Below are 11818 nucleotides of genomic sequence, written 5' to 3'. Positions count from 1 at the left end.
CGTCCCGGAAGCGCCGTCGAGCGGGCGTCACGCTTCCGCTCACGTGCGCCTTACGCCGGCGGCTCGAACGCGGCCGAGAAGAGGTAGCTGGTGGCCAGGCTGCGGTACGGCCGCCAGGGCTCGGCGATGGCGAGCACCTCGTCCTGGGTCGGCAGGTGGTCGAGCCGGTAGGCGGCGCGGACCGCCTTGCGGAGAGCGAGGTCGCCCGGCAGGACGACGTCCTCCCGCTGGAGCGCGAGGATCAAGGCCCCCTGCACGGTCCACGGGCCGATGCCCGGGATGGCGGTGAGCTCGGCCAGCAGGTCGTCGTCCGGCTGCCGGCTGAGGGCCTCGGCGTCCAGCCGGCCGTCCGAGAACCGCTCGGCGAGGTCGCGGAGGGTGCTGATCTTCCGCCAGGACAGCCCGGCCTCGCGCAGGACGGCGGGTTCGACGTCCAGGAGTTCGGTAGGGGAGGGGAACCGATCGCCGAACAGGGCCTCGATGCGGGCCAGCGTCCGGCGGGTCGCGGCCACCGACAGCTGCTGGCCGGCCACCTGGAACAACAGGGCGCCGAACAGGTCCATCGCCGGCAGCTCGGCCAGCCAGGCCCGTGGATCGAAGTCCGGTCGTTCGTCGATCAGTCGCCGGATGACGGGGTCGGCGGCGCGGAGGTGAGCGCGTGCCAGGTCGACGGTCTGCGTCACGGCCGCGGATCCTAGGCGCCGGAGGCCGCCACCAGCACGTGGCTGACCAGTGACTTCGACGGGCGACAGGCGCCGTCGGGACGGGCAGGATCAGGTCGCCGAGCAGCGCGACCGATGAAGTCCTCCGAGGCGAGGAGGCGGTGAGGACGATGGTGTCGACGACGATCACCGACCGGCCGCCCCTGCGGCCGCTGCGCGGCACATGAGTGCCGCGCGTCCGGTCGAGGGGGATGCCGGTCCCGGCCTGCACTACGGCACCGCGGCGGCACGCTGGGCCCTGGCGGCGGCGGTGCTCGGCTCGGGGATCGCCTTCCTCGACGCGACGGTCGTGGGCATCGCGCTGCCCGCGATCGGTCGGGACTTCTCCGCCGGGGTGGACGCGCTGCAGTGGGTCTCCAACGCCTACACCCTCACTCTCGCCGGCCTGCTGCTGCTCGGCGGCACGCTGGGCGACCGCTACGGCCGGCGGCGGGTCTTCGTCGTCGGGGTGATCTGGTTCGCCGCCGCCTCGTTGCTGTGCGGTCTCGCGCCCAGCGCGTTCTGGCTGGTTCTCGCCCGGGCGCTGCAGGGGGTCGGCGCCGCGCTGCTCACGCCGGGCAGCCTGGCCATCCTCCAGGCGTCGTTCGTGCCGGAGGACCGGTCGCGCGCGATCGGGGCCTGGTCGGCCTTCGGTGGGGTGGCCGGCGCCGTCGGGCCGTTCCTGGGCGGTTGGTTGATCAGTGCTGCCTCGTGGCGGCTCGTGTTCCTCATCAACCTGCCCGTCGCGGTGGCGGTGGTGCTGATGGCCAACCGGCACGTGCCGGAGTCCCGGGCCCCCGACGACGGCGGGCCGCTCGACGTGCGCGGGGCTGTGGCGATCACCCTGGCCCTGGTCGGCATCACGTACGGCCTGACCGAGGGCCCGGTCCGGGGATGGGGCTCGGCGGTCGTCGTCGGGGCGCTCGCCGGGGGCGTGTTCTTCGCCGTCGTCTTCCTGCTGCTGGAACAGCGGGTGGCCAACCCGATGCTGCCGCTGCGGATCTTCCGCTCGGTCCAGTTCTCGGCCGCGAACGCGGTCACGTTCGTCGTGTACGCAGCCCTGGGCGGCGCGCTGTTCCTGCTGCCGGTCGTCCTGCAGGTCGTCGCCGGCTACACGCCGTTGCAGTCGGGGCTGGCGCTGCTCCCGGTCACCGTGATCATGCTCGCGCTGTCGGCCCGGTCGGGTGCGCTGGCCGCCCGGATCGGCCCCCGGCTGCAGATGTCCGTGGGCCCGCTGGTCATCGGCGCCGGGCTGACCATGCTGACCCGGATCGACGCGGGCGGGGACTACCTCACGCAGGTGCTGCCCGCCGTCCTCGTGTTCGGCCTGGGCCTGGCGATCAACGTCGCGCCGTTGACGTCCACGGCGATGAACGCCGCGCCCGCGGAGCACGCCGGGATCGCCTCGGCGGTCAACAACGACGTCGCGCGGATCGCCGGGCTGCTCGCCGTCGCCGTCCTGCCCGTGGTCGCCGGCATCACCGGGGACGCCTATCTCCACCCCGAGCTCCTGCTGTCCGGCTTCCGGGAGGCGGTGCTCATCTCCGCGGTGCTCTGCGTGGCCGGCGGGCTCCTGGCCGCGGTCACGATCAAGAACCCGGCCCGGGTTCCCGGCCAGCTGCATCCGCACGACCGCGAACTGCACTGCGCGCTCGATGCGCCACCGCTGCGGGGCGGGCACCACGACCGGTCGGAGGGTGCCGCCGCGGGTGGGTGATCGGCCGGTCCTGACAGTCCTCGGGTGGGCGCCCCGCGATGTCGGGTCAGAACCCGAACATCATCCGGTTGGACTCGGTCAGACGGGGGTGAAGAAGTCGATGAGCAGCCGGTTGACGCGCTCGGCCTCGTCGTGGTGCACCCAGTGGGAGGCGCCCTCGAGGCGTTCGACCCGGTGCAGGTGGGGGACGTCGTCGTGCTCGGGTTCGGCGAGGTCGGGGTTCAGGTAGGAATCGGCCTGTCCCCAGATGACCATCGTGGGTGCCTCGATCGGCCGGATCGCGGCCTCCGCCTGCTTCGGCGGGGTCCGTACCGACGAGCGGTAGTAGTTGATCATCCCGGTGGCGGCGCCGGGCTGCGCCCATGCGTCGATGTAGCGCTGTGTCCGCTCCGGGGTGAGCGGCGGCCGGGCGTCGCGGAGGAAGTGCCGGAAGAAGTGCCAGTCGTTGGCCTGCACGACGGTCTCGGGCAGGTCGGGGAGATCGAAGAAGAAGAAATACCAGGACCGGCGCAGCTGGCCGGGGTGGTGCAGTCCCTGCGACAGCTTCCGTGGATGGGCGGCGTTGAGGATGGCCAGCTTGTCGACGACCTCGGGGTAGTCCATGGCGAGGGTCCAGGCCAGGGTGCCGCCCCAGTCGTGCCCGACCACGATCGCGGACTCGGCGCCGCGTTCGGTGATGAGCTTCCGGACGTCGTCGGCCAGGACGACGGTGGCGTAGGCGTCGACGTCCTGCGGTCGGGACGAGAGGTTGTAGCCACGCGTGTCGGGTGCCACCACGCGGAACCCCGCCGCGGCGAGCGGGGCGATCTGGGCGCGCCAGGCGTACCAGAACTCGGGGAAGCCGTGCAGGAGCAGGACCAGTGGCCCCTCGCCGGCCTCGACGTAGTGCAGCCGCAGGCCGTCGCCGATGTCGGCGTAGCCCTCGCGGAGGTCCGCGGGTAGGCCGTCGCCGAAGCTTGCTGCAGGTACGACAGTGTCGGTGGAGCCATCCCGTGGGGTCGGCACCGTCGTGGTGGTCGGATCGGTGCTCTGGGGCGCTGTGGGCGACGAGGACATGGGGGCCTCCTGCTGGGCCTGGATGGCGGGGCAGGCAGCACCTCACGATGGGCCCGGGCACGGCCACGGCTTCCGGGACGCCCGACACCCTGGACCCGCGAGGCAGTTGCGCAGAGGGACCAACGGCTCTGGATCCGGCATGTCGGAACGCGGCGTGGAGGGATGTTCAACCGCGGGGATCAGTGACGCGGTTCGGGGATCCGGGCTACGCGCAGCGGGGCGAAGGCGGCTCGGAGCTCCTCGGCGAACAGCTCGGGCTCCTCCCAGGCCGCGAAGTGCCCGCCCCTCTCCGCCTCGGAGAAGTAGGTGAGGTGGGGGTAGACCCTCTCCGCCCAGCTGCGCGGGGCCCGGAAGATCTCGCCGGGGAACGTGGTGAACCCGACCGGGAGCGCGACCGGCGGTGGCGCCTGCCCAGCCGCGGCCGCCCGAGCCTGGGCGCGCCCGCCTTCCCAGTACGACCGCGCCGCGGAGCCGCCCGTGCCGGTCAGCCAGTACAGGGTGATGTTGTCCAGGACGTGGTCCCGGGTGAGACCGCCGGAGGGCCGGCCGTCGAGGAAGGCGCGGGCGATCTTCTCGTAGCTGTCCGTGTCGTGGTCGAGGATCCAGGCGGCCAGCGCGACGGGGGAGTCCAGCAGCGCGTAGCCGATCGTCTGCGGCCTGGTGCTCTGCTCGAAGAAGTAGCCGAACCCCGAGGTCCGGAAGGTCGCGATCGCTTCCTGGGCCGCGCGTTCTTCCTCGGTGTCCGCGGGAAGTCCGTCGGCGCCGGCCAGCGCCGTGCGGAGCAGGTTCAGGTGGATGCCGAGCAGCCCGTCCGGCGCCTGCTGGGCCATCGCGTCCGTGACGCCGGCCCCCTGATCGCCACCCTGGGCGACGTACCGCTCGTAGCCGAGGCGGCGCATCAGCTCCGCCCAGGCGCGCGCGATGCGGCCCGCATCCCAGCCGAGCTCGACCGGCGCGGCCGAGAACCCGTACCCGGGCAGCGAGGGCAGCACCAGGTCGAAGGCGTCTGCGGCCGAGCCGCCGTGCGCGGTCGGGTCGGTCAGCGGGCCGACGACGTCCAGCAGCTCGATCACCGAGCCGGGCCAGCCGTGCGTGATGACCAGCGGCAGCAGGTCCGGGTGCGGTGAGCGGACGTGCACGAAGTGGAGATCGATGCCGTCGATCTCGGTGCTGAACTGCGGCAGCGCGTTCAACCGCGTCTCGCAGCGCCGCAGGTCGTACTCGCTGGCCCAGTAGCCGGCCAGCGCCCGGAGCGCGGCCAGCCGCACCCCCTGCGAGCGGTCCTCCACCAGTTCCGGACCCGGCCAGCGGGTGGCGGCGATGCGGTGTCGGAGATCGGCGAGCACCTCGTCCGGGATCTCCAGGCGGAACGGACGGACGGCGCTGCCCGCCTGCTGCTCGACTGCTGTCATGGCGCCCTGTCCCTGGTCCGGATCGGGGGAGTCGCCACCGTCCGACCCGACGGCTCCGCAACACCAGGGGCGAACGGCCCCACACCGAGCTCGGCGGCTTGGTTCCATCTCCCCATGCCTGGCTACGCCGAGGGCCTGAACATTCTCAGGGACGCCGACGTCGGCCTGCACCCGCGGACGGCGGACGCCGAGACCGCTCCGCTCGAGCACCCCGAGTTCCACCGCTACGAGCTGGCCGTCGAGGACGTCGCCGAGGTCTGGCGGCGCGGCAGCGTCATCCAGTCCTGGCTGCTGGACCTGGCCGCGACGGCCCTGGTCCGCTCGCCCGGCCTGGCGGAGTTCTCCGGCCGGGTCTCCGACTCCGGCGAGGGTCGGTGGACGGCGATCGCCGCCGTCGAGGCCGGCGTGCCGGCGCCCACGCTCACCTCCGCGCTGTTCTCCCGGTTCGGGTCGCGCGACCTCGACCAGTTCGCCGACCGGGTGCTCTCGGCCATGCGCAAGGGGTTCGGCGGCCACGCCGAGAAGACCGACCGGGTCGACGACGCCGGCGAGGTGCACCCCCGAACTCCGGCTCCGGCCGACCGCGCGGTCGTCGAAAGCTCACCGCGACCGCGTCGGCCGGGCCAGGGTGAACCTGCCGCCCCCGGTCAGGCGGCCCCGGAGCGGAGAGGCGGGCGCGATGGCTGCGGAGGACACGGACGGCCCGATACGGGCCGCCGAGGAGCGGCTGGCCGACCGGCTGGCCGCGCAGCAGGCCCGGTCGATGCCCACCGTGCGAGCGCGGGCGATCGCGGCGTTGAGCGAGTTCGGCGCGATCGACCGGGCGGTGTACCGCGCAGTGGCCGAGACCCCCACGCCCACGCTGGACCCGGGGATGCGTCGGCTGTCGACCGCCGCCGACCGGTCAAAGCTGTGGCTCGGGGCCGCCGGGGTGCTGGCCGCCGTCGGCGGTAGGCAGGGGCGGCGTGCGGCCGCCTCGGGGGTGATGGCCCTCGCGGTCGACTCCGCCGTCGTCAACCTCGGCTTCAAGCAGGCGGCGCGTCGCAGCCGACCGGACCCCGTCTCGGCGCACGTGCCGGCCGACCGTCAGGTCCGGATGCCGCACTCGGCGTCCTTCCCCTCGGGGCACGCCGCCTCCGCCTTCGCGTTCGCCAACGCGGTCGGCCAGACCCTGCCGACGGTGGCCGCCCCGCTGCGCCTGCTGGCCTGCGCGGTCGGCTACTCGCGGGTGCACACCGGGGTGCACTACCCGGGCGACGTGGTCATCGGAGCCGTGATCGGCGCGAGCGTCGGCGAGCTCGTCGGGTGGGGAGCGGCGCGGCTGCGGGCGAGCCGGTTCGTTTCCTCGTGAGCCCGCAGCCGGCTCCGCTGCGGTCAGCGCAGGGACCGGAACGCCGCCCGCACCTCGGTGGCGAACAGCTCCGGCTCCTCCCACGCGGCGAAGTGGCCGCCCCGGTCGACCCGGTTGTAGTAGGTGAGAGTGGGATAGGCCTGTTCGAGCCAGCTGCGCGGCGCGGCGAACGCCTCGCCGGGGAACGTGGTGAACGCGGCCGGGACGGTGACCGGGGGAGGGGCGTGTCCGCCGGCGCGGGCCTGGGCCTGTCCGGTCTCCCAGTACGCGCGGGCCGCCGAGGTCCCGGTGGCGGTCAGCCAGTACAGGGTGATGTTGTCCAGGACGTGCTCGCGGGTGAGGTTGCCCGACGGCTCCCCGTCGAGGAAGGCGCGGGAGATCTTGTGGTAGCTGTCGGTGTCGTGGTCGAGCAGCCAGGAGGCCAGGGCGACCGGTGAGTCGACCTGCGGATAGCCGATGGTCTGCGGGCGGGTGGCCTGCTCGACGAAGTAGCCGAACCCGGTCGCCGTGCGCTCGGCGATCGCGGCCAGCGCCGTCTTCTCCTCCTCGGTCTCCGACCGCCGCGCGCTGCCGTCGGCCGGCATCGCGACCAGCAGGTTGGCGTGGATGCCGAGCAGGCCCTCGGGTGCCTGGCGGCCCATGGCGTCGACGACGTAGGCGCCCAGATCGCCGCCCTGCGCGACGTACCGGTCGTAGCCGAGGCGGTGCATCAACGTGTCCCAGGCCCGGCCGACGCGGCCGGGGTCCCAGCCGAGCTGGGTGGGTGCACCGGACCAGCCGTAGCCGGGGATGGACGGCAGCACGAGGTGGAACGCGTCCTCGGCCGTGCCTCCGTGGGCCGTGGGATCGGTGAGCGGGCCCACGGCGTCGAGCAGCTCGATCACCGAGCCGGGCCAGCCGTGGGTCATGACCAGCGGCAGCGCGGCCTCGTGCGGCGAGCGCACGTGCAGGAAGTGGACGTCGACGCCGTCGATCTCGGTGGTGAACTGCGCCAGCGCGTTCAGGCGGGCCTCGACCCGGCGCATGTCGTAATCGCCCATCCAGTAGCGGGCCACCTCCTGGATCGTGGCCAGCTGCACGCCCTGCGACCGGTCGTCGACGAGTTCCCGGCGCGGCCAGCGGGTCGCCGCGAGGCGCCGGCGCAGGTCGTCGAGCGCCTCCGCGGAGATCTCGACGTGGAACGGGCGGATCCCGCTGCCGGTCTCCTGCTCGACGGTGGTCACGGCTCAGCCCCGCGGCGAGGGGACCAGCGGGGCACGCAGCGGCCGGAACGCCGCCCGCAGTTCCGCGGCGAACAACTCGGGTTCCTCCCACGCGGCGAAGTGCCCGCCGCGCTCGGCCACGTGGAAGTAGCTGAGGGTGGGATAGGCCTTCTCCGCCCAGCTGCGCGGTGTCCGCCAGATCTCGCCGGGGAACGTGGTGAAGCCGAACGGGACCTTCACCGGCGGCGGGGTCTGGCCGGCCGCGGCGGCGCGCGCCTGCGCCTGTCCGCTCTCCCAGTAGGACCGGGCGGCCGAGGCGCCGGTGCCGGTCAGCCAGTACGTGGTGATGTTGTCCAGCACGTTGTCCCGGGTGAGGTTGCCGGTCGGCTGGCCGTCGACGAACGCGCGGGCGATCTTGTAGTAGGAGTCGGTGTCGTGGTCGAGCATCCAGGCGGCCAGCGCGACGGGGGAGTCCAGCAGCGCGTAACCGATCGTCTGCGGCCGGGTGGCCTGCTCGAGGAAGTAGCCGAACCCGGTCTGCCGGAACGTGGCGATCTGGGCGACCGCTGCCTTCTCCTCATCGGTGTCGGTGGGCATGGTGCCGCCCAGGGCCGGCACGAACAGGTTGGTGTGGATGCCGATCAGGCCCTCTGGACCGATGCGGCCCATGGCGTCGGTGATCGCGGCACCGACGTCCCCGCCCTGGGCCACGTAGCGGTCGTAGCCGAGGCGGCGCATGAGCTCCGGCCAGGCCCGCGCGGTGCGGCCGGAGTCCCAGCCGAGCTCCGCCGGCTCGCCGGAGAAGCCGTAGCCGGGAACCGACGGCAGCACGAGGTGGAACGCGTCCTCGGCCGTGCCGCCGTGCGCGGTCGGGTCGGTGAGCGGGCCCACGGCGTCGAGCAGCTCGATCACCGAGCCGGGCCAGCCGTGGGTCACGATCAGCGGCAGCGCGTCCTCGTGCGCCGAGCGCACGTGCAGGAAGTGGACGTCGACGCCGTCGATCTCGGTGGTGAACTGCGGCAGCGCGTTGAGCCGCGACTCCACCCGGCGGCCCTCGTACTCGGTGGCCCAGTAGCGGCACAGGGCCTGCATCGTGGCCAGCTGCACGCCCTGGGAGCGGTCGTCGACCAGCTCCTTGCTCGGCCAGCGGGTCGCGGTCAGGCGGCGCCGCAGGTCGTCGAGCGCGTCGTCGGAGATCTGCACCTGGAACGGGCGGATGGCACTGCCGGCCCGCGTCTCCAGAGTTGTCATGTGCGGCCTGCCCCTCTGTTGGAACTCGGCGCGGGGAAGCCGCAGACCGTGGACGGTGCAGGACCTCACGAGCGGCCCGGGCACGATCTCGGCTTCCGGGACGCCCGACACCCTGGCCCGGCGCCGGGGCGGCGAGGAGGGACGAAAGACCCTGCCCTCGGCATGTCGGGACGGCCGGTGATCGCAGCCAGCGATCAGCGGGTGACGGCTCGCCCCTGACGTCAGCGCACCGGGGCCGGCGCCGGGCGGGCCGACGGCTGCGCCGCCCGGCGCCGGTGCTCGGTCTCGGCGCGATCCCGGATCCCGCGCAGCATCCGGCGCATCATCGCGAAGTCGGCGACCTCGCACAGCAGCACCGTGCCCAGCACCCATCCGGGGCGGGACCACTCGTAGGCCGTGTGGATCCGGTTGATCAGCCGGGTCCGGCCGTCGGACAGGGGAACCAGCCGCCAGGCCCAGGTCCGGCTCGGCATCCGCCACAGCAGCCACTCCGGGACGACGAAGCCCTCGACGCGGAACGCCGAGCGCTCCGAGGCCCGGGGCCCCCACGCCAGGTGCTGGCCGACGTGGAGGTCCTGGAACTCGGGGAGGAGCTCCCGGGTGCTCGGCCGGCCGAAGTTGTCCAGCAGGTCGTCGGCGTACCAGCCGCCGCGCCGGTAACCGACCTGGACCAGCCACGGCCACACCTCGTCCGGCGGGGCGGCGACGGTGATCGCCCGCGTGCACCGGTACGGGGCGTGCGGGAGCAGCTCGTCGCCGGGCATCGTAGCGGCCACCTCGTCCTCGGTGGCGCCCCATCTGCGGTGCCAGGGCCGCAGCAGCGGGGCCACGAGGAACCGCGGCAGGTCGGTGAGGACGTCCACGACCTGAGGGCGCAGGTCCGCCGCGAATCTCGCGACCGTCCGACGCGGCAGCCGGGGAGGGGACGGGATCCGCTGCACCCGCCGGTGGCCCCGGGGCGACGTCCTCACGGCTGCTTCCTGCCCTGTGCGAGGCCCGCGCCGGTCAGCGTCCACCGGAACCGGGACAGCAGCTCCTCGTCCACGTCCTCATGGTCGGCACCGTTACGAGCCCACGGGCATCGGCCGGCGCTCGATGGCGTTGTCGTGCAGGAAGCCTGTGACGATGCGGATCAGGTCCTCGGGGCGCTCCAGGTGCAGAGCGTGGCTCGAGCCGGGGCCGGTGACGAACTCATAGCGCGCACCGGGGATGGCGTCGGCCACGGCCTTCGCCTGGTAGGGCGGCGTCAGCACGTCCTGCTCGCCGACGATGACCAAGGTGGGGACGGTGACCCCGCCCAGCCGGTCGAGGGTGTCGTGCACGAGGTCGGCGTCCCACTGGTCGACGGTCGCCGCCATCTGGGCCTCGGTCTGCGGGAAGGCCGGAAGCATCGCCTCCACCATCGCCGCGAGGTCGGGGTGGTCGAGCAGCTGCGGTGAGAACACCAGACCCGAAGCGGCGATCGCACCGTCCATGTCGCGGTGGACGTACGGCGTCCGCAGGGCGGAGAGAATGGCGCGCTGGTAGCCGTCGCAGCGTGCCCATGTCGCGTAGAGGATCGCGCTCGCCACCTGCTCCGGGTGCGCGAGCGCCATCTCCTGGATGATCGCCGACCCGAGTGACCACCCCATGACGTGCGCGCGCGGGATCTCCAGTGCCTCCAGCAGAGCCGAGGCGTCCTCGGCCAGCGAGGCGACGCTCATCTGGCCCTCACCCCGTTCGCTGCCCCCCAGCCCGCGGAGGTCGAAGGCGATGACCTGGTACTCCTCCGCCAGCCGGGGCACGACCTCGCCCCACAGCGGGAGCGAGCCCGACGTCCCCATGATCAGCAGCACCGGCTCGCCTTCGCCGGTGATCTCGTAGTTCAGCGCCACTCCGGTGCGGACGGCCGTCTGCGGCATGGTGTGCTCCTCACTGAACTGGGAAAGGGCGGATGGTCAGCTGTAGACCAGCGACCCGTCGTCAAGCTCGGCCTTCCGCAGGATCCGCATCTCCTGGTCGTGCCCGGTCACGCGCGTCCAGGGCTCCCGGTCGACGTGCCGGAACAGCGGCCGCTGCGAGCGCTTCTCCTGCTCGGAGTTGACGTCCGCCGGGTCCGACCAGGCACGCAGCCCTATGTGGTCGGGCTGCCGACCACCAGGACGTCGACGTGCGGGACCTCGCTGCCGTTGGGCCGAGGGATGGTCGAGGACTCGGTCGCCGTCATGGCGCACCTCCGCCGCTGTGACTCAGGCCGCACAGGCTACCGCTCCGGGCCGTCGCCGGAACCGCTCGACGCCACCCGTATTGATCCGTCCCCGCCTACCCGCGGGGCGCTCCGGGGGACTCCGTATGAAAGAGGTCCGGAGGCACGGGTGAAGGGTGTCTCCGGAGATCTGACGAGTGTCCGAGGGGGGACTTGAACCCCCACGCCCGATAAAGGGCACTAGCACCTCAAGCTAGCGCGTCTGCCATTCCGCCACCCGGACGAGTGCGGTGCTCAGAGTACCCGACCGGTCCCGCGACACGACGCACCCCTCGGCTCTTCCATCCGGGGCGTCCGAGGGCCTAGTGTTCCTCGCCGTGACCGAATCGTGACCCAAGGTGTGACGACGGCGTCCGCCATGGTGCGCAGCGGTGGGGTTCTGCGGCGTGTGCTCGCCGCAGCGGTGCTCGGGCTCGGCATCGCCGCGGGAGCTGCGGCGATCACGCTGCTGTCGATGCTGCTCCGGTCCGCGACCGCGGTCGGCGGTTCGTGCGCCGACGGCGACGCGGGGCTCGCCGACGGCCCGTGCCGGTCGCACACCGGTGCGGCGCTGCTGATCGCCGTCGCCTGCGCGCTGCTGTGCCTGCTCGCGGTCAGCTGGGGCGCCGCGGTGCTGGGCGCGCCCAGGCCGCTGTTCCTGGCCTGGCCGGTGCTCGCCCTCACGCTGGGCTGGAACTTCCTGCGCGACGGCTTCGACCCGCCGATGGGGGAGGGGATCGCGCTGGGCTACGTGGTCGGCGGCGTCGTCTTCCTGGTCCTCGGCGCGGCCCCGCTGCTGCTGCGGCTGTCCACCGTCAGGGACGCGCACCGGTGACCCCGCCGTCCGAACGGTCCCGCAGCCGGACGACCTGGTGGCTGTACTACCTGGTCGTCGCCGTCCTGG

11 protein-coding genes and 1 tRNA gene are annotated in these 11818 nt (G+C 73.1%); 3 read left to right on the top strand and 9 right to left on the bottom strand.

Annotated features, from left to right (window positions below):
- Nucleotides 1-50 precede the first annotated feature (50 nt).
- Nucleotides 51-683 carry a DNA-3-methyladenine glycosylase family protein gene (locus GGQ55_RS22630; RefSeq protein WP_179720632.1) on the bottom strand — a complete coding sequence of 211 codons (633 nt, stop codon included), beginning with the start codon at nucleotides 681-683 and terminating at the stop codon, nucleotides 51-53.
- A gap of 202 nt (nucleotides 684-885) precedes the next feature.
- On the opposite strand from GGQ55_RS22630, the gene GGQ55_RS22625 reads away from it, so the two are divergent.
- Nucleotides 886-2418, top strand: a complete 1533-nt coding sequence (locus GGQ55_RS22625) for a DHA2 family efflux MFS transporter permease subunit (RefSeq protein WP_179720630.1) — start codon at nucleotides 886-888, stop codon at nucleotides 2416-2418.
- A gap of 78 nt (nucleotides 2419-2496) precedes the next feature.
- On the opposite strand, the gene GGQ55_RS22620 is transcribed toward GGQ55_RS22625, so the two are convergent.
- The 3 genes from GGQ55_RS22620 to GGQ55_RS27355 all read right to left on the bottom strand — a co-directional run bounded on the left by GGQ55_RS22620 (nucleotide 2497) and on the right by GGQ55_RS27355 (nucleotide 5380).
- Nucleotides 2497-3474, bottom strand: a complete 978-nt coding sequence (locus GGQ55_RS22620) for an alpha/beta fold hydrolase (protein WP_179720628.1) — start codon at nucleotides 3472-3474, stop codon at nucleotides 2497-2499.
- A gap of 179 nt (nucleotides 3475-3653) precedes the next feature.
- Entirely contained in the window at nucleotides 3654-4886 is a 1233-nt protein-coding gene (locus tag GGQ55_RS22615; protein WP_179720626.1) for an epoxide hydrolase family protein, read from the bottom strand.
- A 224-nt stretch (nucleotides 4887-5110) separates the two neighbouring features.
- Nucleotides 5111-5380, bottom strand: a complete 270-nt coding sequence (locus GGQ55_RS27355) for a hypothetical protein (RefSeq protein ID WP_246323856.1) — start codon at nucleotides 5378-5380, stop codon at nucleotides 5111-5113.
- A gap of 185 nt (nucleotides 5381-5565) precedes the next feature.
- Between GGQ55_RS27355 and GGQ55_RS27350 the strand changes: the two genes are divergently transcribed.
- Nucleotides 5566-6237: a phosphatase PAP2 family protein gene (locus GGQ55_RS27350; protein WP_246323855.1), complete on the top strand. Its 672-nt coding sequence runs from the start codon at nucleotides 5566-5568 to the stop codon at nucleotides 6235-6237.
- A gap of 23 nt (nucleotides 6238-6260) precedes the next feature.
- Here the strand turns inward: GGQ55_RS27350 and GGQ55_RS22600 are convergent, their stop codons facing one another.
- From GGQ55_RS22600 to GGQ55_RS22580, 5 genes are all read right to left on the bottom strand, one after another.
- Entirely contained in the window at nucleotides 6261-7460 is a 1200-nt protein-coding gene (locus tag GGQ55_RS22600) for an epoxide hydrolase family protein (RefSeq protein ID WP_179720622.1), read from the bottom strand.
- Nucleotides 7461-7463: 3 nt separating this feature from the next.
- Nucleotides 7464-8690, bottom strand: coding sequence for an epoxide hydrolase family protein (locus GGQ55_RS22595; protein ID WP_179720620.1), 1227 nt, complete (start codon nucleotides 8688-8690; stop codon nucleotides 7464-7466).
- A 221-nt stretch (nucleotides 8691-8911) separates the two neighbouring features.
- Complete coding sequence (locus GGQ55_RS22590) at nucleotides 8912-9553, bottom strand: hypothetical protein (protein ID WP_179720618.1); 642 nt, start codon at nucleotides 9551-9553, stop codon at nucleotides 8912-8914.
- Between the two features lie 201 nt (nucleotides 9554-9754).
- Complete coding sequence (locus GGQ55_RS22585) at nucleotides 9755-10591, bottom strand: alpha/beta fold hydrolase (RefSeq protein WP_179720616.1); 837 nt, start codon at nucleotides 10589-10591, stop codon at nucleotides 9755-9757.
- 482 nt (nucleotides 10592-11073) lie between these two features.
- Nucleotides 11074-11158 (bottom strand) — tRNA-Leu (locus GGQ55_RS22580).
- 105 nt (nucleotides 11159-11263) lie between these two features.
- Between GGQ55_RS22580 and GGQ55_RS22575 the strand changes: the two genes are divergently transcribed.
- A complete protein-coding gene (locus GGQ55_RS22575) occupies nucleotides 11264-11749 on the top strand; it encodes a hypothetical protein (RefSeq protein WP_179720614.1) in 486 nt (161 codons plus the stop codon).
- Nucleotides 11750-11818: the final 69 nt, after the last annotated feature.

Source organism: Petropleomorpha daqingensis (genome assembly GCF_013408985.1).
Classification (GTDB): Bacteria; Actinomycetota; Actinomycetes; order Mycobacteriales; family Geodermatophilaceae; genus Petropleomorpha; species Petropleomorpha daqingensis.
This window is presented reverse-complemented; position numbering and strand designations above follow the sequence as displayed.